Annotated in this window: 23 protein-coding genes; 18 read left to right on the top strand and 5 right to left on the bottom strand. The window is 70.1% G+C overall.

What is annotated here, in order from left to right; translation table 11 throughout:
* Nucleotides 1-31 precede the first annotated feature (31 nt).
* Complete coding sequence (pdxR, locus tag OHS70_RS15870; RefSeq protein ID WP_328397955.1) at nucleotides 32-1444, bottom strand: MocR-like pyridoxine biosynthesis transcription factor PdxR; 1413 nt, start codon at nucleotides 1442-1444, stop codon at nucleotides 32-34.
* Nucleotides 1445-1803: 359 nt separating this feature from the next.
* On the opposite strand from pdxR (OHS70_RS15870), the gene OHS70_RS15865 reads away from it, so the two are divergent.
* From OHS70_RS15865 to OHS70_RS15800, 14 genes are all read left to right on the top strand, one after another.
* Nucleotides 1804-3345: an anthranilate synthase component I family protein gene (locus tag OHS70_RS15865; RefSeq protein ID WP_328397953.1), complete on the top strand. Its 1542-nt coding sequence runs from the start codon at nucleotides 1804-1806 to the stop codon at nucleotides 3343-3345.
* 41 nt (nucleotides 3346-3386) lie between these two features.
* Complete coding sequence (locus OHS70_RS15860) at nucleotides 3387-3989, top strand: anthranilate synthase component II (protein ID WP_328405653.1); 603 nt, start codon at nucleotides 3387-3389, stop codon at nucleotides 3987-3989.
* 227 nt (nucleotides 3990-4216) lie between these two features.
* Entirely contained in the window at nucleotides 4217-5638 is a 1422-nt protein-coding gene (locus tag OHS70_RS15855; protein WP_328397951.1) for a phenylacetate--CoA ligase family protein, read from the top strand.
* The gene (locus OHS70_RS15850; RefSeq protein WP_328397949.1) at nucleotides 5622-6275 is read left to right on the top strand and encodes a hypothetical protein; all 654 of its coding nucleotides are present in this window, start codon (nucleotides 5622-5624) and stop codon (nucleotides 6273-6275) included. Before OHS70_RS15855 ends, OHS70_RS15850 begins: the two co-directional genes overlap by 17 nt.
* A gap of 38 nt (nucleotides 6276-6313) precedes the next feature.
* Nucleotides 6314-7603, top strand: coding sequence for an amidohydrolase family protein (locus tag OHS70_RS15845; protein WP_328397947.1), 1290 nt, complete (start codon nucleotides 6314-6316; stop codon nucleotides 7601-7603).
* Nucleotides 7603-8850 (top strand): MFS transporter, encoded by a 1248-nt coding sequence (locus tag OHS70_RS15840; RefSeq protein WP_328397944.1) that lies wholly within the window; start codon nucleotides 7603-7605, stop codon nucleotides 8848-8850. Before OHS70_RS15845 ends, OHS70_RS15840 begins: the two co-directional genes overlap by 1 nt.
* Nucleotides 8851-9035: 185 nt before the next feature.
* Nucleotides 9036-9806 (top strand): B3/B4 domain-containing protein, encoded by a 771-nt coding sequence (locus OHS70_RS15835; RefSeq protein ID WP_328397942.1) that lies wholly within the window; start codon nucleotides 9036-9038, stop codon nucleotides 9804-9806.
* Nucleotides 9807-9835: 29 nt separating this feature from the next.
* Nucleotides 9836-11053, top strand: a complete 1218-nt coding sequence (locus OHS70_RS15830) for an ATP-grasp domain-containing protein (RefSeq protein WP_328397940.1) — start codon at nucleotides 9836-9838, stop codon at nucleotides 11051-11053.
* Nucleotides 11053-12363 carry an MDR family MFS transporter gene (locus tag OHS70_RS15825; protein WP_328397938.1) on the top strand — a complete coding sequence of 437 codons (1311 nt, stop codon included), beginning with the start codon at nucleotides 11053-11055 and terminating at the stop codon, nucleotides 12361-12363. Before OHS70_RS15830 ends, OHS70_RS15825 begins: the two co-directional genes overlap by 1 nt.
* A 1-nt stretch (nucleotide 12364) precedes the next feature.
* Complete coding sequence (locus tag OHS70_RS15820; RefSeq protein WP_328397936.1) at nucleotides 12365-13669, top strand: TrpB-like pyridoxal phosphate-dependent enzyme; 1305 nt, start codon at nucleotides 12365-12367, stop codon at nucleotides 13667-13669.
* 87 nt (nucleotides 13670-13756) lie between these two features.
* Complete coding sequence (locus tag OHS70_RS15815) at nucleotides 13757-14449, top strand: flavodoxin family protein (protein WP_328397934.1); 693 nt, start codon at nucleotides 13757-13759, stop codon at nucleotides 14447-14449.
* Nucleotides 14450-14531: 82 nt separating this feature from the next.
* On the top strand, nucleotides 14532-14909 hold the full coding sequence (locus OHS70_RS15810) for a cupin domain-containing protein (RefSeq protein WP_328397932.1): 378 nt from the start codon (nucleotides 14532-14534) through the stop codon (nucleotides 14907-14909).
* Entirely contained in the window at nucleotides 14906-15223 is a 318-nt protein-coding gene (locus tag OHS70_RS15805) for a chorismate mutase (protein ID WP_328397930.1), read from the top strand. Before OHS70_RS15810 ends, OHS70_RS15805 begins: the two co-directional genes overlap by 4 nt.
* The gene (locus OHS70_RS15800) at nucleotides 15220-16686 is read left to right on the top strand and encodes a UbiD family decarboxylase (RefSeq protein WP_328397928.1); all 1467 of its coding nucleotides are present in this window, start codon (nucleotides 15220-15222) and stop codon (nucleotides 16684-16686) included. Before OHS70_RS15805 ends, OHS70_RS15800 begins: the two co-directional genes overlap by 4 nt.
* Here OHS70_RS15800 and pdxR (OHS70_RS15795) read toward each other — a convergent pair.
* The 4 genes from pdxR (OHS70_RS15795) to OHS70_RS15780 form a co-directional block, all read right to left on the bottom strand.
* The gene (gene pdxR / locus OHS70_RS15795; protein WP_328397926.1) at nucleotides 16622-18142 is read right to left on the bottom strand and encodes a MocR-like pyridoxine biosynthesis transcription factor PdxR; all 1521 of its coding nucleotides are present in this window, start codon (nucleotides 18140-18142) and stop codon (nucleotides 16622-16624) included. The genes OHS70_RS15800 and pdxR (OHS70_RS15795) overlap by 65 nt on opposite strands.
* A gap of 15 nt (nucleotides 18143-18157) precedes the next feature.
* Nucleotides 18158-19492, bottom strand: coding sequence for a DUF2637 domain-containing protein (locus OHS70_RS15790; RefSeq protein WP_328397924.1), 1335 nt, complete (start codon nucleotides 19490-19492; stop codon nucleotides 18158-18160).
* A gap of 159 nt (nucleotides 19493-19651) precedes the next feature.
* Complete coding sequence (locus OHS70_RS15785; RefSeq protein ID WP_328397922.1) at nucleotides 19652-20368, bottom strand: DUF3558 family protein; 717 nt, start codon at nucleotides 20366-20368, stop codon at nucleotides 19652-19654.
* Nucleotides 20369-20491: 123 nt separating this feature from the next.
* Nucleotides 20492-21373: a DUF3558 domain-containing protein gene (locus OHS70_RS15780; protein ID WP_328397920.1), complete on the bottom strand. Its 882-nt coding sequence runs from the start codon at nucleotides 21371-21373 to the stop codon at nucleotides 20492-20494.
* A gap of 195 nt (nucleotides 21374-21568) precedes the next feature.
* Between OHS70_RS15780 and OHS70_RS15775 the strand changes: the two genes are divergently transcribed.
* The 4 genes from OHS70_RS15775 (at nucleotide 21569) to OHS70_RS15760 (ending at nucleotide 26424) form a co-directional block, all read left to right on the top strand.
* Nucleotides 21569-22762, top strand: coding sequence for an RtcB family protein (locus OHS70_RS15775; protein ID WP_328397918.1), 1194 nt, complete (start codon nucleotides 21569-21571; stop codon nucleotides 22760-22762).
* A 664-nt stretch (nucleotides 22763-23426) separates the two neighbouring features.
* The gene (locus OHS70_RS15770; RefSeq protein ID WP_328397916.1) at nucleotides 23427-24578 is read left to right on the top strand and encodes a hypothetical protein; all 1152 of its coding nucleotides are present in this window, start codon (nucleotides 23427-23429) and stop codon (nucleotides 24576-24578) included.
* Between the two features lie 155 nt (nucleotides 24579-24733).
* On the top strand, nucleotides 24734-25018 hold the full coding sequence (locus OHS70_RS15765; protein WP_328397914.1) for a hypothetical protein: 285 nt from the start codon (nucleotides 24734-24736) through the stop codon (nucleotides 25016-25018).
* Between the two features lie 488 nt (nucleotides 25019-25506).
* Nucleotides 25507-26424, top strand: coding sequence for a DUF2637 domain-containing protein (locus tag OHS70_RS15760; RefSeq protein ID WP_328397912.1), 918 nt, complete (start codon nucleotides 25507-25509; stop codon nucleotides 26422-26424).
* The last annotated feature ends 146 nt before the right edge of the window (nucleotides 26425-26570 follow it).

Here is a 26570-nt window from a genome sequence, read left to right as displayed (position 1 = left end):
GTGAGAGCCCTCCGTCCGTTCCGGTCTGCTGTCAGTCGGGCGTCCGGCCGGTCACCTCCCGGTAGGCCGCCCCGAGTGCGGCGGTGCTCGCCTTGAGGCCCGGGCAGCCCACGGTGGCGTAGCTGACGACCAGCGCGGGTGGCCTTGTGCGGTCGTCCAGGGTGTAGAAGGTCCCTCCGCGGACCAGGACGGAGCGGGCGCGGGCGGACTGGACCAGAGCGGTCTCGTCGACGCCCGGCGGCAGCTCCACGTAGGCCTGCAGCCCGCTGTCTCCGCCGAGGACCCGGGCACCGGGCAAGTGGTGCGGGAGGAGTTCCCGGACGAGCTCGCGGCGTTTGCGGAACTCGACGCGCAGCTTGCGCTGATGACGATCATGGGCGCCTTCGGTGATGAAGCGGGCGAAGGCCAGCTGCTCGATGCCGGAGCAGCCGATGTCCCAGCCGACCCGCGCGCTCTCGACCGAGGCCATCAGCTCGGAAGGCGCGGCCATCCAGCCGAGGCGCAGGGCGGGGGCGAGGACCTTGCTCGCGCTGCCCGCGTAGACCACCCGGTCCGGGGCCAGGCTCTGCAGCGCGGGGATGCGTTCGGAACGGTTCAGATAGGCACTGTCGAAGTCGTCCTCGACCACATAGCCGTCCACGGCGCGGGCCCAGGAGATGAGGCGCTCACGGCGTTCCTGACTGAGCGGGACACCTGTCGGGAACTGGTTGGCGGGGGTCGTCAGCACGGCGCGGACGCCGCTCTCCTCCAGCCGGTCCACGCGCAGACCGTCCGCGTCCACCGGTATGCCCACCGGCCGTAAGCCCGCGCTGGTGATGAACTCCCGCTCGCCCGGGTGCCCGGGGTCCTCGACCCCCAGGGCATCGTGGCCCCGGTCGCGCAGCACCTTGCAGAGCAGCGCGAGTCCCTGGGCGAACCCTGCGGTGATCATGAGGTTCTGGGGCTGGGTGCGTACGCCCCGGACCCTTCCGAGATAGCCGACCAGTACATGACGGGTCAGCAGTACCCCGCTCGGCGGACCGTAGCCGAGCTCGGTGCGGCCCGCGTCGGTGAGTGCCGCGGCCACCGAGCGGATCCACTCCTGGCGGGGGAAGGTGGACACGTCCGAGCTGCCGGTACGTAAGTCCCATGTGGCGTCCGTGGGTTCCGGCTGTGGACTGGTCAGGACGGAACCGGCGCCCGGGTGGTCGCGGACGTTCTCCGCGACCACGGTGCCGGATCCGCGCCGGGCGACCAGGTACCCCTCGGCGGAAAGCTGTTCGTACGCCTCCACCACCACGCTTCGGGAGATCTCCAGATCGGCGGCGAGCTGGCGGCTCGAGGGAAGGCGGGAGCCGGAGGACAGGGTGCCGTCCTCGATCAGCCGGCGAAGGGATCCCTGCACCTGGGCACCGAGGGGGAGTTGTGCGTTGCGGTCGACGGTGAGGGAGAGGTGCCAGGGCAAGTGGTCTCCTTTCGCAGCCCGGAAGTGGTCTGGACCGGGAAGGTTTGCATTTGATGAGCTCGTTCCAGGCAGAGATTTCGCCAGCCTGTTCGTATGTGTGGCTCCGGCAAGGGGCCGGCTGTCTTCAGGCGAACGGTGCCTCCGGGGACGCCGCAACGGAGCGGTGGGGGGCATGGCGGGTCTGTGCAGCGGGTGCGGTGCACCCGCCAACGGGGTGGGGGATCCGGCGTCTTTGCCGGTTGTGCGGAGCTGTGTCCTGAGCACGGGGCACGCCGCAGCGTGCTCGTCCACCTGCCGTGCAAGTGGTCCAGGTGGACCGGAAAGGCTGTGTCGTCGTGTCCTTGCTGTCAGCACCGAGTATGCCCGCACCGCCGCCAGTGGACCTGGCGGCCGATCAGAACAAGTCCCCGCGGACCGGAGCCGTCCGGGTCCGTGTGACGGCCACCGAGCTCCCGCCGAGCGACCCGGTCCAGGTCTACGAAGCACTGGCCCAGGACCGGGCGCAGGGTGATGTGTATCTCTTCGAGAGCCTGGACGGTCCCGTCCAGGACCGGCACTCCGCCGTCGTCGGCTGGGGACGTCTCGCCGAACTCCGTCTCTACGCGGACCGGGTGGAGCTCACGGCGCCCGGCGAGCTGGGAACCGCCCTGGCCGATGTGATCTCCGCCGCGGGCGGCGAGCCGCCCCGGCCGCGGGGCGATGTGAGGGTGTGGGCGGCGCACGACTTCACGGCCGCATGGCCGCTGCTGCGCGCGGTCCAGAGCGCCTTCGCGCTCGACACCGAGGTGCCCGAGTCGACCTTCGCGTTCGGGTTCCTCACCACGCTGGCCTACGAGGCCGCCTGGGGCATGGAGGAACTGCCCCAGACGCAGCAGGAGTCGGATCTGCCGCGCTGCACCCTCACGCTCTTCTCGAACACCGTCTGGTACGACCTGCGCACCGGGGACGTGCGCCATCTCGTCGCGTCCGGTGCCCACTTGCCTGCGCCGGGCGGGTCTGTGCCGGACGTCCTGACCGCGGGCACAGGTGACGCCGGCACCCCGGTACCGCCCGAGGCGCCGACGCCCCGGTCGGTACGGGACAACGTGGACGAGCGGACCTTCACCGAGCGCGTCGAGCGCTGTCTGCGGCACATCGGAGTGGGCGACAGCTACCAGATCCAGATCGGCCACCGCATCGATGTGGAAACGGAACTGACGCCCTTCCAGGTCTATCAGCGGCTGCGGCACCGCAACCCGTCCCCGTACATGTATCTCGTGCCCTGGGCCGACCGGACCGTGATCGGGGCGAGCCCCGAACTCTTCATCCGGATCGAGAACGACCGGATCTCCATGCGCCCGATCGCCGGGACGGCTCCCCGGGCCGCGGACGAGGCCGAGGACGCTCGCCGGGTCACCGAGCTGCGCTCCAGCGCCAAGGAACAGGCCGAGCACATCATGCTCGTGGACCTGTGCCGAAACGACATCGGCCGGGTGTGCGTGCCCGGCACGCTCGCGGTGGACTCCATGATGGAGGTCGAGCCGTTCGCCTATGTCCACCATCTGGTCTCGACCGTGTCGGGGCAGGTCACCGACACCACGGACGTCTGGTCGGCGATCTGCGCCACGTTCCCTGCCGGGACCATGACCGGGGCGCCGAAAGTGCGCGCCATGGAGATCATCAACGACATCGAGGACGATCCGCGCGGCATCTACGCGGGCGCGCTCGGTCTGGTGGACGTACGCGGCTTCGCGATGCTCACGCTGTGCATCCGCACCACCGTCCACGACGGCGAGCGCTACACGACCCAGGCGTCGGCGGGTGTCGTCGCCGACTCCGTGCCCGCCGCCGAGTGGCGGGAGACGCTGGCCAAGATGAGCGCCACCTACTGGGCCCTGACCGGTGAGGAGCTGCTGCCGTGAGTGCCGCACAGTCCACGAACGACGCCACGTCCGAGAGCCCGCTGAACGTGCTGCTCGTCGACGCCTACGACAGTTTCAGTCACATCATCGACCAGTACCTGCGCACTCTCGGCGCCAGGACCGAGGTGGTGCGCTCCCGTACCCGTACCCCCGGCGAACTGCTGGACCTGCGTCCGGACGCGGTGGTGCTCGGCCCGGGGCCCGGTCACCCGGCCGACTCCGGCCATGTCGAGCTGGTGCACACCTTCGCGGGGCGCGTGCCGCTCCTCGGAGTCTGTCTCGGGCACCAGGCGATCGGCCTGGCCTACGGAGCCCGGATCGACGTCGCCGGAAACCTGATGCACGGCAAGACCAGCCTCGTGCAGCACGACGGCCGCGGCCTGTTCGACGGCGTCGCGCAGCCGCTGACCGTCACCCGCTACCACTCACTGATCGTCGACGAGGCCGTGGCGCCCGAGCTCGACGTCACCGCGGCGTCGCTCGACGACGGCTATGTGATGGGCGTGCGCCACCGCACCCTCGCCGTGGAGGGGGTGCAGTTCCACCCGGAGAGCGTGATGACCGAGCACGGGCTGCGGCTCTTCGGCAACTTCCTGGAGTCCGCGCGGCATCCACGCGTGCCTGCCGGCCTGCCCCGCCTGTAGGGGCGTCGTCACCGGTCCGGCCCCGTGCGGATCCACCGCGGCCGGACCGGCCGTCGCGCACGCCATGACGTTGCGCCGGACCTCGCCGACGGCATGCACCGGGAGCCACCGCCCCGGGACGCTCCGCGCGATCCCATCCGTACCGACCCGACCTCCGCGCTGCCCGACGCGTCCCGTCCGGCGTCCGGTCCGCGGCGCGCTCCATCACTCGAGAGGACCACCGTCACATGTGGCTGCCCACACACGGCCCCGCGGCCGAGTTCGCCGCGAGGTATCTCGACATCCACCGAGCCTTCTACGACCGCACGCTCACCCAGGACAGGCTCGACGGCTGGCGCGAGCGCCAGCTGCGCACCGTGCTCGACCAGGTCGCCGACGGTTCGCCCTTCTACGCACGGCACTTGAAGGACGTCGATCTGACGGCGGTGACGCACAACGATCTGACGTCGCTGCCCTTCACGACGAAGGCCGATCTCCGCAGTCAGATGCTCGACGTCCTCAGCCGTCCGCTGGCCGACGCCGTCTTCTTCTACGAGACCACCGGCACGACCGGGCCCGCGACCCCCTGCCCGCGCGACGAGCGCGAAGCCATCGCGAGCAACGCCCATGTCACCGAGTCCTGGGCGTCCATCTTCCGCCACCACTTCGGTGAGCACGCACCGCGCATCGGACTGATGGGCCCGACGGAGGTGCACTCCTTCGGTGACACCCTCGGCGACATCGCCCGCAACGTCGGCTCGATGAACGCCAAGATCTGGCCGTACTCACCGGTGATCGGGTTCGCCAAGGCCCTTCAGCTGATGCGGGACCTGGAGCTGGAGGTGATCTGCTGTACGCCCGGCGTCGCCCTCACCCTCGCCAAGGCGGCCGAGCACCACGGCTACGACCTGCGTCGCGACTTCTCCGTGAAACTGCTGCTGGTGACGGGGGAGATGTGCACGCCCGCCCTGGCACACAATCTGGAGAGTGTCTGGGGTGCCGAGGTCTACAACATCCTCTACGGCTCGCAGGAAGCTTTCGTCATCGCCACCGCCTGCCGCAACAAGCGCATGCACCTGTCGCAGACCAACTACCTGATCGAGGTGGTGGACCCGGACACCGGAGCGTCCCACGGGCCCCGCGGCAGCGGTGAGCTGACCGTGACGATGCTGGTGGACGGCGTGAAACCGCTCATCCGCTACCGCACAGGCGACGCCGTGACCATCGAGGAGTCCGACTGCGGATGCGAGATGCCGGGCGATCTCGTCCGGCTCGTCGGCCGCACCCTGGACCGGCTGCACCTCGGCGGGGAGCAGTTCACCGCCGGCCAGATCGAGACGGCCGTCATGACGGACGTCACCGGATCGGCCGGCTACCAGGTGGTCATCGAGAGCGACGCCGACGGGCGGGACCGGCTCACGGTCCGTCTCGAACTGCTGGGCGCTCTCGTCGAGAATCCGGACGTGATCGCCCAAGGCGTACGCGACCGGGCCGCCGCTGCCCTCGGCGTACCGGTCACGGTCGAACTCAGCGACGGACTCGACCCCATCGTGAGCACGGGCGCCTTCGTCAGCTGGAAGGCCGCCCGCATCGTCGACCGGCGCACCGAACCCGACCACGAGACCCAGGTCGCGCAGAAGATGGCGGTGAACCGTGGCTACGGGCGCTGACACCGCGACCCTGCCCTCGCAGTTCGCCGAGGCGTACAGCGCCCGCTGGAGCGAGCTGATCGATCGCTGGACCGAACAGCCGGGGGTCCTGCTCGGAACGCTCGGTCCGGCCGGCACATCGAGCCATCTGGCCGCCGAGTTCCTGGCCGGGCGGTACGGACTGACCATCGAGCTCTTCCCCACGTTCGACGACGTGCTGTCCGCGCTCATCGCCGAGAAGGTCGAGTTCGCCCTGGTGCCGAGCGCCTACCGGGGGCTGACCCGCTTCCACTGGCACCAGGACCTGCGGCTGCAGGCGTTCTTCCCGCAGGCCACGCCGCAATACGGCATCGCCGCGAGGAAGCAGGGCGAACTGCCCGCCGGTACCGGCCCGGTCACCGTCGCGGCGATGTGGGAGGTGCGCTGGATCTACGCCGAGATCGTGCCTCCCGCTCTCAGGGAGCGGGAAGTGCGCTGGGCCGACGCGGCCTCCACCCAGCATGCCGCCGAGATCCTGGCGGACGGCGGTGCCGACCTCGCGCTCACCAACGCACCCGGAATCGACCGCCATGGACTGCGCTGGGTGGCCGACCGTCCCGGCGCCGAGATCATCTGGACGCTCTTCGGCCACGCCCGTGATGCCGCCGCCGGCACCTGAACCTGCCCTCGCACAGCCGAGTAATGGAGATCGCTCTCGTGTTACGCAAGACCCTGCTGCACAACGCCACCGTCCAGGAGGGGCTGGGCACGGCCTCGTTGCCGCGCCGCAGCGTCCTGATCGACGGTGACCGGATCGCGGCCGTACTCCCCGCCGATCTGGCCCCGCTGCACTCGCCCGAGGTGGATGTCCTCGACCTGGACGGGCGCACCGTGATGCCCGGCATGACGCTCGGGCACACCCACATCGCCTATCTGAACATCCTCGACGGACGGGAGATGCTCTTCAAATACTCCGTCCCGGAGGTCACTCTGGCCGCTGCGGAGAACACCACGAGGCTGCTCGAGCTCGGTTACACCGCCTTCGTGGGGGCGGGCTCGGTCGCCGGGATCGACATGGCGCTGCGCCGGGCCGTCGACGCGGGGCGGCTGAAAGGTCCCCGGATCACGCCGTGCAGCCGTGACCTGATGGTGTCGGGACCGCCCGACCGCCGCAATCCCGAAGTCGGCAAGCGCATCCCGTCCGACCTGATGCGGCTGGCCGACACTCCGCAGGAGATGGCCGAGTACGTCGCCGGTGAGATCGCCCAGGGTGCGGAGATCGTCAAGGTCTTCTCCTCCGGGGACGACACGTTCCCCAACGGGCGCTCCCACGAACTGCTCTTCACCGCGGAGGAGCTGGTGATCGCCGCCCGGACGGCACATGAGCACGGGGCCCGGATCAGGGCCCACTCGCGCGGCCTCGACGGTATCCGCAACGCCATCGCCGCCGGGGTGGACGTCATCGACCACGCCACCTACGCGGACGACGCGGCCCTCGAGGCCATCGCGGAACGCGGCATCTTCGTCGTGCCCAGCCTCTATCAGCCGCACATGCTGCTGACCACCGGCACCGAGCACGGCAAGACACCGGAGTACCTGGAGACGCTGGAGTTCGAGGCCGAGATCGAGAACACCCTGCGGATCCTGCCGATCATGGCCGAGATGGGGGTGCCGATCGTGGCGGGCGACGACTTCGGCTTCGCCTGGACTCCCCATGGCAGCTACGCCAAGGAGCTCGAGTTGTACGTCACGATGGCCGGCATTCCGGCGCCGACCGTGCTGACCTGGGCCACCGCCAACGGCGCCCGGCTGGCCGGGCGGGGCGACGAGGCAGGAACCGTACAGTCCGGGCGCCTCGCCGATCTGGTGGTCACCGAGGGGGACCCCGCCGAGGACATCTCCGTGCTGAGCCGTCCCGACACGATCGAGATGGTGCTGCTCGGCGGGCGGACCGTCGCGGGCAGCGCGGACGCGTTCCGTGTGCGCACCCCGGCCGGAGCCGTGTGATGGCGGGCACGGACACGGGCGTGACGCCCGGCTCCAGGACACCCGTGCTGCCGGTGCTGGCCGTCGGCGCCTTCGCCATCGGCACCGACACCTTCGTGGTGGCGGGCGTGCTGCCGGAGGTGGCCAGTGACCTGCACGCGTCACTCGCCGACACCGGATGGGTGAGCACGGTCTTCGCCCTCACCTACGCCGTGCTCGCGCCGGTGCTGGGCGCGCTCACCGGCCGCCTCGAGCGGCGTGCCGTGCTGCTGATCTCGCTGACCGGCTTCGTGCTCGGCAATGCGGCCTCCGCGCTCGCCCCCACTCTGGGGCTGCTGCTGGCGGCCAGGATCGCCACCGCCGCGAGCGCCGCCCTCTACATTCCGGCCGCCTCCGCGACCGCGGGGTTCCTGGCCGCGCCGGAACGGCGCGGCCGGGCCCTGGCCGTGGTGCTCGGCGGGCTGTCCGCGGCCACCGTCGCGGGGGTGCCGTTCGGCACCTGGCTCGCCGCCGACGTGGACTGGCGGGCGACGTTCTGGATGCTCGCCGGTCTCGGTGCGGCATGCGCCGTGGCGGTGGCGCTCTGTCTGCCACAGGTACGCCTGCCGGGCGCACCGGGGCTCGCCGCACGGCTGGCTCCGGCACGCAACCTCCAGGTGCTGCTCACCGTGGTGACCACGCTGCTGTTCATGACGGGCGGCTATCTCGCCCTCACCTACATCGGCGCGGTGCTGGCCCCGGCGACCGGAGGGGACGGTACGACGCTGGCGCTGCTGCTCCTGGTCTTCGGCGTCACCGCGACGGCGGGCACCGTGCTGGGCGGCCGGGCCACCGACCGCTGGGGGGCGACACCTGTGCTCACCGTGGCGCTCGTCGGGCTCGCCGTGGTTCTGGGGACCCTGCCCTACAGCCGGGACGGTCAAGGCGGGGCGGTGATCGCCATGGCCCTGTGGGGACTTGCCGCGATGGCCACCCAACCCCCGCAGCAGCACAGGCTGTTCACGATCTCACCGGGCTCGGGCCCCTTGCTGCTCTCCTTGAACTCCTCGGCCACGTTCGCCGGGATCTCACTGGGCGGCTTTCTGGGCGGACAGCTGATCGCCCACGGTGGCGCGGACGGACTCGACACGCTCGGCCCGGCCGGAGCGGGGCTCGTCGTGCTGGCCGTGCTTCTGGCGCCGGCGGTGGCCCGTACGGCGAGAGGCGGCGCCGGCGCGGCAGGAAAGGGCGCAGCGGATGCGTCCCGGACCACGGCGGACCGGACCTGAACCGACCGACCGGACCCGACCTGACCGGCTGTCCCCTGGGGCGTAGCCGCCGGGGGCGCCGGGAGGATCCGGTGGCTCAAGTGGCCTTCCAAGATCGCTTGGAATTGGCCACAACCGGCGTCGTTCTCCTGCCTACTGTCGAACCGTCACAACCCGTCCTAGACCAGGCACTGGAAGGCGAATTCATGGAGCGGTCCACCCCCTTGGAGGGCAGTCTGACGGTCACGGTCGCCGAACGGCTGCTGGAGCGTGTGCCCGGCTACGTCCTGGGGCTGATCGCCGTCCCGGACATCGAGGTGGTGGCGGCCGCCCCCGCGGTGTCCGCCCTGCTCACCGAGGCCGAGGACAGCGTTCACAAGGAGACGCTCAGCAAGGCGGACGTCTCCGCGCTGCCGACGGTCGCCGCCTGGCGAGAGGCCTACCGGGTCTTCGACGTCAACCCCAACCGGTTCCCCTGCGCGGCCGAGTCGCTGCTGCGCCGGGTGGCCAAGGGCGACCGGCTGCCACGTATCAACTCCCTGGTGGATCTGTGCAACGCCGTCTCGCTGGCGGCCCGGCTGCCGGTGGCCTCGTGCGACGTGGGCGACATCGAGGGCGAGCTGTCCGTACGGCCCGCCGACGGCGACGAGATCTATCTGCCGCTCGGCGCGCCCGAGGCCCCCGAGCACCCGGAGCCGGGCGAGGTCGTCTACGCCGACGCCCGGGGCCGGGCGCACTCGCGCCGGTGGAACTGGCGGCAGAGCGACGTGATCAAGACGGATCGCGGACGGCGCCGGCTGCTGATCACCGTGGAAGCGGTGCACGACGGCGGCAGGACGGCGGTCGAGGCGGCCCTCGGACGGATCGCGGACGTGCTGGACGGGCTGACGCAGGGCCGGCAGGAGCCGGTCGTGCTGGACCGCGCCACGCCGTCCGGCGTCCTGTTCAGCCCATCGGTGACCCCGACGGCCCGCTGAGCAGCATCCATCCGCTGAAGGAGATCCCGATGAACAGCTCGATCCTCGTCGTCTACCGGCCCGAGGCAGGCCGCTACGCGGCACAGTTCCACAGCGTGGTCGCCGCCGCCACCGATCTCGGAGTGCAGACGGTGGTGCTGCTGCCGACGGGCTGGGAGGCGCCCGAGGCCGAAGACCTGCCCACGTACCAGGCGGACCTGGAGGACACCGCGTCCGTGCGCGCCGCCGTGGACCGCATCGTCACCGAGCACCGCATCGAGCGGATCTTCCCGCTCTTCGAAGGTGATGTCCTGGCGGCCAGCCGCTGCCGCCGCGACCATGGCATCCCCGGACTGACCCCGGACGAGGCGCTCAACTTCCGCGACAAGAACGTGATGCACCGCAGGGCCGAGGAGCTCGGCATCCGGGTGGCCCGCTCGGTGCGCCCCGACACCGTCGGCGCGGTGGCGGAGTTCGCCGAAGAGGTCGGCTACCCCGTCGTGATCAAGCCGTACGCGGGCTGGGCCTGCGGCAGCACCTACCGGGTGGACGGCCGCGAGGACCTGGACCGGGTCTGGCAGGAGATGGGCGACGACCGGCACGAGTACCGGGTCGAGGAGTTCGTCAGCGGAACCGAGTTCCATGTGGACTCGCTGCTGCAGAACGGCGAGGTCGTGTTCGAGCAGCTCTCCCAGTACACCTACTCCGTTCTCGAGTACCTCGACGAGCCGGGCGGGACGATCTCCCGCAAGCACAACCTCTCGCCCCGCGAGCAGCGGATTCTCGACCTCAACGGCGAGGTGCTGCGTGGCTTCGGGATGCGTACGGGGGTCTCGCATGCGGAGTTCTTCCTCCTGGACGACGGCGATGTGGTCTTCGGCGAGGCAGGTGCACGCGCCGGCGGCGGTTCGATCGTTCCCGCGATCGAGGCAGGCCGGGGCATCAATCTGGCCGGTGAGTGGTGCCGGCTGGAACTCGACGAGAACCACCGGCCGGCCGCCAGGACCGGTCCCGAGGTGGGCACCGAGTACCTGAGCTCCGCCAAGTACGGGCGGATCACGGACATCAGCACGCCCGAGGACCTCACGGCCCTGGAATCGGTGCTGGACGCCGATGTCTGGAAGAGCGTCGGTGACGTACTGGCCCCGCCCACCAGGTCCAACGACGTCCTGGGCTGGTACGTCTGCGAGGGCGCCGACTTCGAGGACGTACGGGCGCGCTTCAAGACGGTCCGGGACGCCTTCCACGTCGAAACCGTGCAGAACTGATGGCAACCGACGGGCCGGTAGGTGGGGGACCGACGTGGCTGACCCGGTTCAGAGCGCTGCCGCTCGCGCTGCGCGTGCTGTTCCTGGCCGCCTTCGTCAACCGGGCGGGAATGTTCGTCTTCCCGCTGCTCGCCGTGTATCTGGTGCGGGGCAAGGGGCTCAGCACCGCCGAGGCCGGGCTGCTGATCTCCGTCGGCAGCACCGGGCTGCTGGTGGGCAGCCTGCTCAGCGGGCCCTTCTGCGATCTGCGAGGCCGACGCCCGGCACTGGTCTGCGCGCTGCTGCTGAACGCGGCCGGCTATCTGGGACTCGCCACACTGGACGGTCCGCCGTGGACGTACGCGGTCCTGCTCTTCGCGGCCCTGGTCGGGATGGGCATGTTCGGCCCCGCGTCCAACACGCTGATCGCCGATCTGACCACGCCCGAGCAGCGGCCCTTCGCGTACACCGTCAGCTACATCGGCAACAACATGGGCATGGGCATCGGCCCGCTGCTCGGTGGTGTGGCGGCGGCCTACTCGTACCACGTCATGTTCGCCGGGAACATCGTCGCCGGGCTCCTGTGCGCTGCGCTCATCGTGGCGTGGGTCCCGCGCGACAGCAGGCGCGGTGCGCGGCGCACGGACGGTGACGCCGACGGGGCCGCCAGGACCGAAGGCAAGAGGGCCCGTTACAGCGCGCTCGGGCACGGGCATGTGCTCCTGCTCGTGCTGGTGTCCTTCTTCTACGTCGCGCCGCTGATCGGCCTCGAATACGCGCTGCCGCTGGCGGTGACCACCGTGCTGGACGAGTCGGCGGGCCTGGTCGGCGTCGTCTACACGATCAACAGCGTCATCGTCGTCTGCTTCGGCCTGATGGTCGAGAAGCGGATCCAGCAGTACAGCACCAAGGCGCTGCTGATCGTGGCCGGTCTGCTGTGGGCGCTGGGCCTCGCGGTGCTGTACTTCGCCTTCTCGCTGCCCGCGGTGCTGCTGTCCACCGTGGTGTGGACCCTCGGCGAGATCATCGCCTCCGTCGTCGTGCCCACCTATATCGCCGACCACGTCGACGAGCGCCGCGTCGGCAGCTTCATGGCGCTCAACGGATTCGTCCTGGGCGTGGCACGGCTGGTCGTACCGGTCGGACTGGGCGTCATCTGGCAGTCCCATGGCGACCGTCCGGTCTTCCTCACCCTGCTGATCACCCCCGTCGTGGGCATGGCCGCCTTTGCACTGCTGCGCGTGCGGAACGCGGCCGCCGCCCTCGACACCACGATCCAGACCTCCCCCACCGCACCATCTGCACCATCCGCATCACCTACAGGGAAGTGACATGACGCACACGAAGTTTCTGCTCCCCGAGGACAGCATCCCCACGACCTGGTACAACGTGGTTCCCGATCTGCCGGGCGGGCTTCCTCCGATGCTTCACCCCGGCACCAAGGAGCCCCTCACCGAGGCCGACCTCGAGCCGCTGTTCCCCGCCGAGCTGATAGCGCAGGAGTTCACCACCGCGCGCGAGGTGGACATCCCCGGCGCGGTTCTGGATGTCTACCGGCAGTGGCGGCCCGCCCCGCTGATCAGGGCCCGCCGGCTGGAGAAGGCGCTGGACACCCCGGCCCGTATCTACTTCAAGTACGAGGGTGTCAGCCCGGCCGGCAGCCACAAGCCCAATACGGCGGTGCCGCAGGCCTATTACAACAAGCAGGCCGGGGTGGAACGACTCACCACCGAGACCGGCGCCGGGCAGTGGGGCAGCTCCCTCGCACTCGCCTGTTCCTACTTCGGCCTCGCCTGCGAGGTCTACATGGTGAAGGTGAGCTATCAGCAGAAGCCGTACCGGCGCGGCCTGATGGAGACCTTCGGCGCGAGTGTCACCGCCAGCCCCAGCGAGCTCACCGAAGCCGGCCGCGCGGCGCTCGCCGCCGACCCCGATTCCACGGGCAGCCTGGGCCTGGCCATCTCCGAGGCGGTGGAGGCCGCACTGAACAGCGGCGGAAAGGCCAAGTACGCGCTGGGTTCGGTGCTCAACCATGTGCTGATGCACCAGACGATCATCGGCCAGGAGGCCCGGCTCCAGATGGAGCTGGCCGAGGACTACCCGGACATCGTCATCGGCGCCGCGGGTGGCGGCTCCAACTTCGGCGGACTGGCCCTGCCCTTCCTGCGCGAGCAGCTCGGCGGCGGCCGTTCGGTGCGCGCCATCGCCGTCGAACCGTCGTCCTGCCCCACGATGACCCAGGGCAGCTACGACTACGACTTCGGCGACACGGCGGGGCTCACCCCGCTGACCAAGATGCACACCCTCGGCCACGAGTTCGTGCCGCCGGGCATCCACGCCGGAGGTCTGCGCTACCACGGCATGGCGCCGATCATCAGCGCGCTCAAGGAAGCAGACCTGCTCGAGGCGCGCGCGGTCCCGCAGACCGCCTGCTTCGAGGCGGGTGTGACGTTTGCGCGCAACGAGGGCATCGTGCCGGCGCCCGAGTCCACGCATGCCGTACGGGTCGCCATCGACGAGGCGCTGCGGGCGAAGGAGGAAGGGGCCGAGCGGAGCATCCTGTTCACCCTCTCCGGGCACGGCCACTTCGACATGCAGGCCTACATCGACTACTTCGCAGGAAAGCTGCAGGACTGACCTTCAGGACCGACCGACCTGCAGTCAGCGGCGGGCCCTTCGGCGGCCCGCCTGTCGTGAACCGTGTACGGGGAGCGGGGGACAACAATGCAAGGAAATCGACCTTTCATACTGGGGATATCCGGTTCCGAACGGGCCGGGGGCAACACCGATCTGGCACTGGACCACGCGGGGGAGCTGGTGCGGTCGCGGGGTGCCGTGTTCCAGGCCATCCATCTGCGTGACCACCGGATCTCGCCGTGCAGCCCGTGCGGCGACTGCAACAGCCGGGCCGTCCCCTGCGAGCTGCGGGACGACATGCCGGGCATCGTCGAGCAGATGAAGCAGGCCGACGGGATCATCTACGCCGTGCCCGTGCACGGCTTCGGGCTGGCTCATCTGATGCAGATCTTCATCGAGCGCGCGGGCGTCGGCTATCTGCGCTTCGAGCGGCCACTGGCCAACAAGGTCGCGGGGATCATCGTGACCGGCCGGCGCTACAGCGACTCGTCCGTGCACAACCAGCTCGTGGACAACGTGCTGCTGAACCGCATGATCCTGGTGGGCAGCGGGTTCCCGGCCCTGCTGCGCAACACCTCGAGGGAGCCGGGCCTCAACGACGCCGAAGGTCTGGACGCCCTGGAGCGCATGGTCCACCGGATGATCGACATGGCCGAGCTGCTCAAGCGCCAGGCAGCGGTGACCGGCGAGCCGGTGTTGCCGCTGACCGACCGCAACGAACGCGTGGAACGCCGGCTCAACAGCGGCTCCTTGGGACCTGGGCTGTACGAGGCGTCGTGAGCGGGATGCCGCCGCGCGCCGTACCCGGTGATCCGCTTCTTGTGATCCGTACTCCGTGACACCCCTGGAGGGGAAACCGAGCATGACGACAGAGACGAATCGAACAACTCAGGCGGCCGAGGCCGCGATGCCCACCCTCGTCGGCATCGACTTCGACACGATCCCCTGGGAGAAATGGCACAAGCCCGGTGCCGACGGCCGGGTGAAGATCGCCTATACCCAGGGGCTGCGGATCCGGCTGATGGAACTGCCGGCGGGCTTCGACGAGAAGGAGTGGTGCACCCGCGGCCACCAGGGCTACGTGCTGCGGGGCGAGTTCACCATCCACTTCGACGACCGCTCCGTGCCGTGCCGGCCCGGCATGGGCTTCATCATCCCCGGAGAGGAGCGGCACCGCTCGCAGGGGTCCGACGCCGAGCCCACCGTCGTCTACGTGATCGATCAGGTGCCGGCGTCATGACCACCGTGGACAGCCCGATCGGTGAACTGCGGCTCACCATCGATGCCTTGGACCGGCAGATCGTGTCCTTGCTGGCGGAGCGGACCACCGTGGTACGCACCCTCACCGAGTACAAGCAGGACGAGGAGACCGTGCGCTCCCCGGGCCGGGTGGAGGAGGTCGTCGCCAAGGTGCGGGGGCTCGCCGAGGAGTTCGGAATGCCTCCAGGCATCGCCGAGGCGACCTACCGCACCCTCATCGGCGAACTGACCAGGCTTCAGCTGGACCGGCTCGCCGAGCGGCAGCAGAGCGCCCGGGAAGAGGCCCGCCCGTGACCCACCGCATCGCGGATCTGCGCACCACGCTCGCCGGGCTCGACTCGCTGCCCGGCGAGCTGGTGCGGGTGCGGGAGGAGGTCCCCGCCCGGTTCGGGGTCTCCGCCCGGTACGCCCAGTGGGCCGGGGCCCCCGCCCCGCCGCCCACCGGACCGGGCCCGGCCGTCCTGTTCGAGCGGGTCACCCCCGAGTCCGGCGCGGCGAGCGCCGTACTCATGGGGCTGTACGGGACGCGCCGCAGAGCCGCCGCCCTGCTGGGGCTCACCCCGGCGGCGCTGCCCTTCCGGCTGCTCGACGCGGTGGCCTCGCCGGTACCGGCGGTGCACGTCAACGGCGAGGCACGCTGGGCCAGGACCTCGTACGCTCCGGATCTGGCGAGCCTGCCCGTGCCGGTGCTCACCGACGAGGACGCCGGCCCCTATCTGACGCTCGGAGCGGTGCTGGCCACCGATCCGGAGACCGGCGTGCGGAATCTGTCGGTCCACCGCATGTGTGTCCAGGGGCCAGATCTGCTGACCATCTGGATGCTGCCCGGCCGCCATCTCGAGCGGGCGTACCTGGCGTCGCTGCGCCTCGGGAAGCCGCTGCCCGTCGCGATCCATCTCGGCCTCGCCCCCGCCATACTGCTCTCCTCCTGCTGCCCCACCTCGCTGGTCCCCGAGGAACTGGACGAACTGGCCGTGGCAGGCGCGCTCGGCGGTGCGCCGGTCGAGCTGATGCCCTGCCGCACGGTCGACGCCGACTGCATCGCGCACGCCGAGTACGTCCTGGAGGGCGAGCTGCTGGCGGACACACTGCCGGAGAACCCCTCGGGTACGGCGGCCATGCCGGAGTTCCTCGGTTACCGGGGCAGCGCCCACCCCGCGCTGCCGGTCATCCGGGTCACCGGCATCACGGCACGCCAGGGGGCCATACTCCAGTCCGTGTCGGGCCCTGGACACGAGCAGTCGATCCTGCTCGGCTTCGGGATGGAGGCCGCGGTGCTGGACCGGCTGCTGCGCCGCGGCGCCCCGGTCGTCGCGGTGCACTGCCACACCGCGGGCGGCGGCCAGCTGATGCTGGTCGTGCAGTGGCGGCACAAGCGCTCCGCCGAGGACGACGCACGGGTCCGCGAGGCGTGTCAGGCGATCCTGGCGGAGTTCCGGATGATCAAGCTCGTCGTCGCCGTGGACGAGGACGTGGATCTGGAGTCCGACCAGGACCTGTGGTGGGCGATGACCACCCGGCTCCAGGCGGACCGGGACGTGGTCGTACTGCCGGACCAGGAAGGCTTCCGTCTCGACCCCACCCAGGCCACGTCGTACTCCCCGACGCTCTCGGACGACGGCCGCACGGCGAAGGCCGTGTTCGACTGCACGGTGCCGTACGCCCACCGTGAGCGGTTCCGCCGGGTGGCGTTCACGCCGGCCGAGGAGCAGCCGTCTCCCGCACAGCGGCTGCCAGCAGGGCTACGCCTTCCGTGATGTGCGCGGTGGGCAGTGCCGCGTAGCCCATCAGGAACGTGGGCTCGGACGGCGGGTCCTGCACGTAGTACCCGGACGCCGGGTAGATGCGCACCCCGAGGCCGGCCGCCCGGTCGGCGATCCGGGCCTCGTCCCCGGCGGGCAGGCCGGGCAGGGTGACCATGACGTGCAGGCCCGCTGCCTCGCCGGAGATCCGCACCCCGGCGCCGAAATGCTCGTAGAGCGCTTCCAGGAGGCGGCGCCTGCGCTGCCGGTACAGCCTGGTCATCTTGCCGATGTGCCGGGCATAGGCACCGCAGGAGATGAAGTCGGCGAGTGCTTCCTGCTCCACGGTCGCCGTGAGCCGGTCGGTGATCCACTTGATGCCGAGAAAAGGCTGCACGAGGTGTCGCGGAAGGATCGCGTAACCGATGCGGAGGGAGGGGAACAGCGTCTTGCTGAAGCTGCCCACATACACGACGACGCCCCCGTGCCGGTCGGCGGCGAGAGCGGGCAGCCGGCTGTCGGAGAACGTGTACTCGTTGTGGTAGTCGTCCTCCAGGACGGTCGCCCCCCGCTCGTGCGCCCACTCCACGAGAGCACGCCGCCGCGACTCGGACATGACGCAGCCGGTCGGGAACTGGTGCGACGGCGTCACATAGACCAGCCGCACCCGGTCCGGGTCATGGCCGTGCGCCCGCACCTGGGCATCGATGTCACCGACCCGCAGCCCCTCCTCGTCCACCGGCACCGGCACCACCGCCGCCTGTGAGGAACCGAAGATCTGCCGCAGCACGGTGTGGCTGGGGTCCTCGATCACCACGACATCGTTCGGGGCGACCAGGGCCCGCACCAGGATGTCCATCGCCTGGGTCGCGCCGTTGGTGACCACGATGCTCTCGGGGGAGGCGGTCAGAGCGCGGCTCTGCCGCACCAGCGTGGCGATCTCCGTGCGCAGCGCGGGCGAGCCCTCCGCGAGCCCGTAACCGAGCGAGGTCGCGTCCGCCCTGCTCAGGGCGTCGGACAGGGACTGCCGCCAGCGGGCGACAGGGAAGCTGGCCAGCGCCGGTGTGCCGTGCCGGAAGTCGAGCGAGCCGCCGGAGCGGTGCATGGGCGGCGGCTCCCAGGGCTGCCACAGCGCGTGCCCCGTGTCGGTGGGCCTCGGCGGCTGCGGGGCGAGGGGGGCTCGGGAGAGGGGCCGCTCGGCCGGGACGGGTAACTCCTCCCGGGCCGCCACCTGGGTGCCGGAGCCGCGGCGCGCGGTGAGGACGCCGTTGGCGCGCAGCAGCTCGTAGGCCCTGAGCACGACGGTCCGTGACACGCCGAGCTGATGGGCGAGCTCGCGGGAGGGGGGCACGCTGTCCCCCGGGCGGAGCCGGCCGGAGCGCACCAGCGCAACGAACTGGTCGCACACCTGCTGTTGGAGGGGCAGGGCACTGTCCCGGTCCAGAACGATCAGCAGCTCGGTCGATCCCAACGCGGGTCCTTCCGGTTACGCGATGTGTTCGGACTCGAGGTCAGCCTGGTGGCGGGCCTTGAACTCCGGGTACAGGCGGCGCAGCAGTGAGGAGCTCCGGGGGTGGCGTATGCCGTGCCCGTCGGCGAGGTGTATCTCGAACTGTTCGACCTTGGGGTAGTCGCCGTACTGGTCGACGTACGTCCTGAAATGGGGGTACGCCAGCTCGGAGAACTCCTTGTCCTCGGAGGTGAAGGCCGGGGCCGGGGCCGGGACGGGATCGGGCTGCGGCTGCTGCACCGGTTCCGTGTACTGCGCGACGTACTCGTCGGCGTACTGCTCCTGGTACGGCTCCTGTTCCGTACGGGGGCCGGGGACCACACCGGCGCCGAGCGGGCGTGTGCGGCCCGGACCGGCCGGCACGGGGACCGGGACAAAACCCTGTTCCTCGACGTACATCGGGTCGTAGCCGCTCTCGTACGCGTCCTGGGGAGCATGGGCGGCGGCGAACCAGGGGCTCTCGTGGGAGCCCACGCCCGCGTGCTGCTCGGCCTGATCGTCGAACTGGGCCTCGGGGAGGGCCAGTGCCGGGTCCGCCCCGCGCTGATGCTGCGGCTGCTGATGGGCGGCGCGCGGCAGCTCCGGCTGCTGCTCGACGACCGGGGAGGGCGGGAGCAGCATGGGCTCGACGCCGGCGGCCGCCAGGCCTGCCGCGGCCGTGTCCGCCAGGGGGACGCCGTACTTCGCCAGTCGCAGGGGCATCAGCGCCTCCACCGGGGCCTTGCGCCGCCAGGCCCGGCCGAAGCGCGCCTGGAGACGCGCCTGGTAGATCAGCCGGTCCTGCTCGAGCTTGATCACCTGCTCATAGCTGCGCAGCTCCCACAGCTTCATCCGGCGCCACAGCCTGAAGGTGGGGATCGGCGACAGCAGCCAGCGGGTGAGGCGCACACCCTCCATGTGCTTGTCGGCCGTGATGTCGGCTATTCGGCCGACCGCATGCCGGGCCGCCTCGACGGCGACGACGAACAGCACCGGGATCACTGCGTGCATGCCGACGCCCAGCGGGTCGGGCCAGGCCGCTGCGCCGTTGAACGCGATGGTCGCGAAGGTCAGCAGCCAGGCCGTCTGGCGCAGCAGCGGGAACGGGATCCGCATCCACGTCAGCAGCAGGTCCAGCGCCAGCAGCACACAGATGCCCGCGTCGATGCCGATCGGGAAGACGAGGGAGAACGAGCCGAAGCCCTTCTTCTCCGCAAGCTCGCGCACGGCGGCGTACGAGCCGGCGAAGCCGATCCCGGCGATGACCAAGGCTCCGGCGACGACGACACCGATCAGTACGCGGTGCGTGCGTGTCAGCTGCATCGCGGCCATCCGCGACCCCCTTCCGTGCTCGAATCCAGCGGGCAAAGCCTGGCACATGCCTGCGGAGCGCGTCCCTCCGGGCTCCAGGGTGTTCGGGGGAGGGGCGGCGCGGGCTGTGCCGAGGGGCCGGGGCCGGGCCGGCCCCGGCCGCCGACGGCGGTGTGCTTCCTATTTGTTGGCGGTGGTGACCGAGGTCACCGCTTCCTTCGCCGCCTTGAGCGCGTCCTTCGTCAGGTCGGCGGTCGAGGGGTTCTTCGCGCCGGCGTAACCGGTGCCGTTGTAGGTGAGCACGACGACGCCGTTCGCGGTGCGGGCCACGACCGTCGCGTAGCTGAAGTCCTCGCCCGTCTTCCTCAGCTTGTAGTTGACCGTGGTCGCCTCGTCGCCGATACCGGGCGCCACAGCCGTCTTCACTTCCTTGGCCCCCTCGGTCGCCTTCGCCCTGGATATCTCCTTGCCGTACTGCTCCGTGGCGCGCTGCTCGCCGCTGAGGGCGATGGAGGCGTCGGAGTCGTAGCGGTAGAAGGAGACGTCCAGCCAGCGGTACTGGGAGCCCTTGACGCCGTTGTCGTCCAGGCCGTTCCACGAGCAGTTGCCGCGGCTCGAGACGTCCGAGGACTTGCCGGCCGTGCCCGACTTGGACTTCGTGCCCGGAACCAGGTCAGTGATCGTCTTCGTGGCGATCGAGGAGCAGGGGTTCGGCAGCTTGGCGAACTTGGCGGGCGCGACCGTCGGCGACTTCTTCGCCGACGGGGAGGAGCCGGAGGAGGACGAGTCCGAGCCCCCCTTGCTGTCGGAGTCCGACGAGCAGCCGGCGACGACGAGCATCACCGGGACGGCTGCGCAGGCGAGTATGCGGGTGAGTCGCGTGGCTGAACGGTGCATGGTTCCTTCAGTCGATCTGGGGCTGGGTTCGTCCGGTCGGCGAGGCCACCGTACGCGCAGACGGGCCATCGGCGGGCGGCCTGTGGACAACCGGTCCGGCGGAACGGGCCGGCGGTGTGCGGCTCAGTCGTTGAACTGCTCAGCCAGCCCGCGGGCCAGACTCTGCGCCTTTTCCTGCAGTTCCTTGCTGTCCGGCACCTCGGTCGTACGGGCCGGCTGCTCGACGTAGACGATGGTGACGATCACATTCGATGTGCGGAAGACCACGCTCACGCTGCGGCGCTGGGCGGTGGATCCGGCCCGGCCGAGCACATCGTCGAGGAAGGCGGCGTTGCCGAGTCCCTCGAGCATGCGCGGCTCCAGACCCGTGGCGCTCCCGGCGCTCCCGGACGGAGTGGCGGTCGGGGTGCCGTCCGGGTCGCCGGAGCCCGGCGTCCGCGATGCCGTGGCCTCGGACGGGGTGCCCACGGGGCCGTCCCCCTTCGCGTCGTCGCTCGCGGGCGGAGCGGCGGCCCCGGCCGTGGCGGACGGGGTCTGCTCCCCTTCCCCCGGTGCGGCGGCGAGGGGCACGGAGGTCGCTGCCTGCTTCTTCGCGAAGACCTCGAGGGCGCGGTCGTCGTCGCTGACCGCCGGGTCGTAGGAGACCACACGCTCGAAGTCCACCCGGAGCTGGTGCGAGGCATCCGGCGCCTCGCCCTTCCAGCTGCACGCGACCCGGCGGTCGGTGTCATAGGTGACGGCCGCGGTTCCGCGCAGCACCGCCTGCTGCTGCTCCTCGGGGAGCGTGACGACTCCGGGCAGCAGGTTCTTGAGAGTCGACGCCTCGACGGAACGGCAGGGCTCGGGGAGCGTGCGGTACTTGCCGGGCGGCGCCGCGGGGGAGGCGGTGCTGCCCTGCTTGGCCGCCGCGTCGGAGCCGTCGCTGCCGGTGCCGGCGGTGCAGCCGGTGACGAGCGCCGCGAGCAGCGCCGCCGCCAGGCCGGGTACGTACGCCTTTCGTTGCACGTCACAGGCTCCCTTCTGTTGCGTGTGCGCCGCGTGTCGGCGCGGGCCGCGGGGGAAAAACGGTTGCCGCCCGAAGGCGGCCGGTGGACACAATGTGTATCGCACGCACCGCTGTGGATGCCGGGCCGCCGAGGCTTTCGCGGATATCAGGCAGGGCTTTTGCGTTATCTGTGTTTTCGGGGGAATCGGGGAGTTATGTCGTATGTAGAGGTACCGGGAGCCAAGGTCCCGATCCGGATGTGGACAGATCCGGCGACGGTCGAGGATGTGGCGATGCAGCAGCTGCAGAACGTCGCCACGCTGCCCTGGATCAAGGGCCTCGCCGTCATGCCGGACGTCCACTACGGCAAGGGCGCGACGGTCGGCTCGGTGATCGCGATGCACGGGGCGGTCTGCCCGGCGGCGGTCGGTGTGGACATCGGCTGCGGCATGTCGGCGGTGAAGACGTCGCTGACGGCGAACGATCTCCCTGGCGACCTCTCCAGGCTCCGTTCCAAGATCGAGCGGGCGATCCCGGTGGGCCGCGGCATGCACGACGACATGGTGGATCCGGGCCGGATCTACGGATTCGCGCACGCGGGCTGGGGTGACCTGTGGGAGCGGTTCGACGGGGTGGCCGACGCGGTCAAGTTCCGCCGGGAGCGGGCGACCAAGCAGATGGGAACGCTCGGAGCCGGAAACCACTTCATCGAGTTCTGCCTCGACGAGTCGGGGTCGGTCTGGCTGATGCTGCACTCCGGGTCGCGGAACATCGGCAAGGAGCTCGCCGACCACCACATCGGCGAGGCCCAGAAGCTGCCGCACAACCAGGGTCTGGTCGACCGTGACCTTGCCGTCTTCATCGCGGACACTCCGCAGATGGCGGCGTACCGCAACGACCTGTTCTGGGCCCAGGAGTACGCGAAGTACAACCGCGCGGTGATGATGGGGCTCTTCCAGGAAGTGGTCCGCAAGGAGTTCCGGAAGGCGAAGGTGACCTTCGATCCGGTCATCTCCTGCCATCACAACTATGTGAGTGAAGAGCGCTACGAGGGGATGGATCTGCTGGTCACCCGGAAGGGAGCCATCAGCGCAGGCTCGGGGGAGTGGGGGATCATCCCCGGCTCCATGGGTACGGAGTCGTACATCGTCCGTGGTCTGGGCAACCCCAAGTCGTTCAACTCTGCCTCGCACGGTGCCGGTCGGAGGATGAGCCGGAACGCTGCGAAGCGGAAATTCTCCACGAAGGACCTGGAGGACCAGACACGGGGCGTGGAGTGCCGCAAGGACTCCGGAGTCGTGGACGAGATCCCGGCCGCGTACAAGCCGATCAGCCAGGTGATCGACCAGCAGAAGGACCTCGTACAGGTCGTCGCCAAGATCAAGCAGGTCATCTGTGTGAAGGGCTGACGTCCAGCACTCCACGTGATCGACAGGCCCCGGACTCTGCGTCCGGGGCTTTGCGGTCCAACGCGTCGTCTCGATTGGCTCAGCTGAACCCCGAAATGCGGCTGCCAGGGGACTGGGCCGTGCCTGCAACAGGTGACGCCCAGATGCAGACAGTCCTGAGCGCTCTCTGGTCCGCAGCAGATGTACAGGGATGCTCTGGGTACAGCGACCGTGAGCCTCGGGAGCAGGATCCTGTGCCGTGCACGGTTGCCTCCCTGTCCGAGCACGGTCGCCTTCACGGTCAGGTCCGGCTGCCGACGGGCCGGCTGGCCGTGTGTGGTTGCCTGGCGATCCGCGGCGGGGATGAACGCAGCGACTGGCTCGACTTCGACGTGCCCGTAGGAGCACTGGTGAAGGCGGGCAGATATCGCTTCCTGAAAACGGCCACCCGGCACTCAAGGGTGACCCCAGTCCTGCTCACTGAACGTCCCCAGGTACAGGCGAGCTGACCGGCGCTCGGACGCCACAGCGGAGGGGGCAGCCGATAGCCGGCCACGTCCAGGGGGCGGGTCGAGCAGCGCGGCCTTGGGAACACAACCTTCCAGCCGCCCGGCCGGTCTGGGTACGTTGAGCCGATCTTCGGATCTTCGCTCCTCGCCCCTGTCAGGCCGACCCCAGGACTCCCGTGAGACACACCGTCGCCGAATCCCTGCGCGCCGCGTCGCTCGGCTGCGCCACCGTCGCCGTCGTCCTCTGCTTGGTCTACAACCGGGCCGACGGCGCCCGCTGGGACGTCCTGGCCGCGCTCGCCGCGGGGGCGTTCTGCATCGGCGCGTGGTCCCTGATGACCCGTCAGGCCCCGCCGCCCGGCCCGCCGGTGCCCGCCCCCGAGCCGATGGAGGCGCTGCCGTCCGTACTGTCCCGCAACCCGGTCGACTGGTACCTGCTGGCGGGCATGCTGCTGGTCGCGGTCGCTCCCTGGGCCGTGTTCCGCCACGCCGCCTACCGCGAGGTCGACATCGCCGTCGTGATCCTTCTCGCGCTGCCGCTGTGCGCCTGGATCGCGATGGTCTCCTTGCTGACGGTGAAGCATCTGATCGTCCGGAGACTCCCCGAGCCGCACCGGCTGCTGGCCCAGGACGCGAAGGCGGGCCGGGTGGTGGCCGTCCGCTTCGAGTCCGCGGGCAGCGTGTGGATGCGGATCGTGCCCGAGGACAGCACCAAACTCGTCGATCCGCCGCTGGAGCACGCTCAGCACCTGAAGGTCCGGGACGCCAAGGGCAAGTGGTACGGCGTTCACGGGCTGCTTCACCAGGGCTTGACCGGCCCGGACCACGCCCGCAAGCAGCTCGCCGTGTTCGGTCCCCGGTTCGAGGGGCGTCACGTCTGGATCCTCTGGCCGGAGCGGTGGGAGCCCGTCCTGGCGGTGGCCCGGCGGCGCGGCCACCCGGCCTACCCGGTGGCTGTGATCGCCGACACCGGTGAGATGGTCTGGGGCTACGCGGCGCTCGACTACACCGATCGCTATCTGACCGACCCGGCTAACCTGCGCGCTACCACCCCCGGTCTGCGGGCCCGGCCGGTACGCCCACGCCCGTACTTCCGCGCGGCTGTGCACGGCCGGATGCTGCTGCGGCTCGCCGTCGCGGCGGCCACGCTGGTCCCCGTGCTGCTGGGCGCCGTGTCGGGCGGCGTCAGCGCGCTGCTCGGCCTGGTCGCCGCGGTCGCGGTGATGGACGCGCCGGGCGCCGCCCTGCGCGGCAACACCACGGTGCCGGACCCGTCGCGGTGGGACGTCCCGCCGGTGGAGGACTTCCGTACCCGGGCCGCCTCATAGGACGTGAGGCCACGAGCGGCCCTGGCCGATACTGCAGCATGCGATGCGTTCGAGCGGCGCACAGGCGGGGACGTGGGCGACTTCTACGAGGTGTGGGACCGGTACCGGGCCTCGCGTCGCAGCCAAGAGTCCCCGGCCGATATGGGGGGACTTCGATGGGCCTCGCGGCTGGCCAACCCGAAGATCGGCTGGGGTTCGGCTGGCTGACCTTCTGCGCGTTCGACCTCGGGCGTTTCGAGCTGCCGGTCGCGATCTGCGCGCTGGTGTGGACGCTCGTCGCGCTGTTTGTGCTGGTGGCACCCCGGGAGGCGCTCGTCTCCGTCGTGATCGTGGTCGGTCTGCTCCTCGTGGGCGGGCTGTTCTTCCTCGTCATGCTGAAATTCGACCGCCAGGCGCTGGAGACCGAGCCCGGGGAAGCGCGTGCCTTCGACGAGAGGTGACCGTGTCGTTGCTGCATCCGGTGGCGGTCGTGACGATGCGGAAGCAGGTCATTGGTGTGAAGGGATGACCAGGCCGCGTGGATTGTTGTGGATGATTCGTCGCAAGAACCGATAAAATTGCACGAAAATCACCCATCCAGCGCAATGTTGTCACCTGGATGCCGCACACCAGGGCTAACACCGGAGTCGTTGTTGGAGAGTGACGAAAACACAATCCCCACCCGCGGTTTCACCATGGCGCGTGGCCGGCACCCGCGCGGCCTGGTCGGGAAATTGGACTTTGTCCCCCGCCTCCCCTGAGTGTGCAGCGGAAGGCAACGCAACGCTCCACTACGAGGACCAGCGAATCGAGCTGAGGTACTCCTCCTCGGTGCTGGCGGACTTTCTGGCGGTGATCGGTCAGATCGAGGCGGAGTTCCATCGGCGGTCGGGCGCAACGCGGCCCTGGTACGCCACGAACAGCGACGATTGGGCGGGGCAAAGCGTCCATGTATGACGAGTACGGCTATGGTTCAGCGGCTGCTCACCCCGATGTGATCGGCCGGGCAGGGTGGGCGGACCCCTATCTCACGTCCAACGAGGTCTCGCTGGGCGGCTATCAGACGATGACTCCCCTTACCCCGGAGATCCTTGACGAGCCGTGGGATCCGGCGGTCGAACTTGAACAAATGCTGCAGACCAACGCGTGGCAGGAGTTCGGCACAGTTCCTCCGGCACCGGACGGCGACCCGCTCGCACGGCCGAACGAGATCACCACCGAACTGCCCTTCGCGCGGCTCTCCTCCCGCGGTCACCGGCGGCGGGCCCCCGCGCGGAAGTCCAGGTTCACGCTGGTCCAGACGGCGAGCTTCTGCCTTGCCACGCTGGGTGCGGTCGTCGTCTCCATGGTGAGCGTCTTCGGGGGCATGGTCGCCCTGGATCCGCTGCGCCACATCGCCGCGCCGCGCATGGCCGAGGGGCTGGCCGGCTGGTGGCCGCTGCTGGTCTACGGGCCCTGGCTGGTTGCTTCGCTCTCCATCCTGCGTGCCTCGCTCCACCAGCGCCGTGTCGTGCACTCGTGGTCGGTCGTGCTGTTCTTCTCCACGCTCACCACCGTGCTGTGCGTGGCGCATGCTCCGCGGACGCTCACCGACGCGGCAGCGGCTGCGCTGCCTCCCCTCGCGGCTCTGGCCTGCTTCCAGCAGTTGGTCAGGCAGATCACCTTGACCCGGCCGCCTCGCCAGGCTGCCGCGCGCCATCGCACTGCCGCGTCCTCTTCCGCTCGGCCCTCGTCCCACGAGCAGGGCAGCAACTCGTCCCACGAGCAGGGAAGCAAAGGGACGTGGACGCAGAGCTCGATGTTCCCGTTCGGCGGCGCCGCACGTGGCGAACAAGGACCTGTGAGAAATGTGTTTCCCCCGCAGTAGCGGACTTCGCCGCTTCTCGGCCCCGGCCAAGGGCATGGAGGAGCAGACGCGAGGCGCGGCGTGGAGCGCACAGGGAAGGCCCCGGACCGGGGCCTTCCGGCTGTGGTGATCGGGCCGGGTGGCGAACAGATCGATCTTGGTCTTGG

The organism is Streptomyces sp. NBC_00390 (assembly GCF_036057275.1).
GTDB lineage: Bacteria > Actinomycetota > Actinomycetes > Streptomycetales > Streptomycetaceae > Streptomyces.
The sequence above is the reverse complement of the archived record's forward strand: the minus strand, read 5'-3'. Positions and strand labels throughout refer to the sequence as shown.

Bases quoted from the DNA above. Each gene is read 5' to 3' on its own strand.
- OHS70_RS15865 (WP_328397953.1), top strand. From the start codon at position 1,804: ATGCCCGCACCGCCGCCAGTGGACCTGGCGGCCGATCAGAACAAGTCC.
- OHS70_RS15855 (WP_328397951.1), top strand. From the start codon at position 4,217: ATGTGGCTGCCCACACACGGCCCCGCGGCCGAGTTCGCCGCGAGGTAT.
- OHS70_RS15840 (WP_328397944.1), top strand. From the start codon at position 7,603: ATGGCGGGCACGGACACGGGCGTGACGCCCGGCTCCAGGACACCCGTG.
- OHS70_RS15835 (WP_328397942.1), top strand. From the start codon at position 9,036: ATGGAGCGGTCCACCCCCTTGGAGGGCAGTCTGACGGTCACGGTCGCC.
- OHS70_RS15830 (WP_328397940.1), top strand. From the start codon at position 9,836: ATGAACAGCTCGATCCTCGTCGTCTACCGGCCCGAGGCAGGCCGCTAC.
- OHS70_RS15825 (WP_328397938.1), top strand. From the start codon at position 11,053: ATGGCAACCGACGGGCCGGTAGGTGGGGGACCGACGTGGCTGACCCGG.
- OHS70_RS15820 (WP_328397936.1), top strand. From the start codon at position 12,365: ATGACGCACACGAAGTTTCTGCTCCCCGAGGACAGCATCCCCACGACC.
- OHS70_RS15815 (WP_328397934.1), top strand. From the start codon at position 13,757: ATGCAAGGAAATCGACCTTTCATACTGGGGATATCCGGTTCCGAACGG.
- OHS70_RS15810 (WP_328397932.1), top strand. From the start codon at position 14,532: ATGACGACAGAGACGAATCGAACAACTCAGGCGGCCGAGGCCGCGATG.
- OHS70_RS15805 (WP_328397930.1), top strand. From the start codon at position 14,906: ATGACCACCGTGGACAGCCCGATCGGTGAACTGCGGCTCACCATCGAT.
- OHS70_RS15790 (WP_328397924.1), bottom strand. From the start codon at position 19,492: ATGGCCGCGATGCAGCTGACACGCACGCACCGCGTACTGATCGGTGTC.
- OHS70_RS15785 (WP_328397922.1), bottom strand. From the start codon at position 20,368: ATGCACCGTTCAGCCACGCGACTCACCCGCATACTCGCCTGCGCAGCC.
- OHS70_RS15775 (WP_328397918.1), top strand. From the start codon at position 21,569: ATGTCGTATGTAGAGGTACCGGGAGCCAAGGTCCCGATCCGGATGTGG.
- OHS70_RS15765 (WP_328397914.1), top strand. From the start codon at position 24,734: ATGGGCCTCGCGGCTGGCCAACCCGAAGATCGGCTGGGGTTCGGCTGG.
- OHS70_RS15760 (WP_328397912.1), top strand. From the start codon at position 25,507: ATGTATGACGAGTACGGCTATGGTTCAGCGGCTGCTCACCCCGATGTG.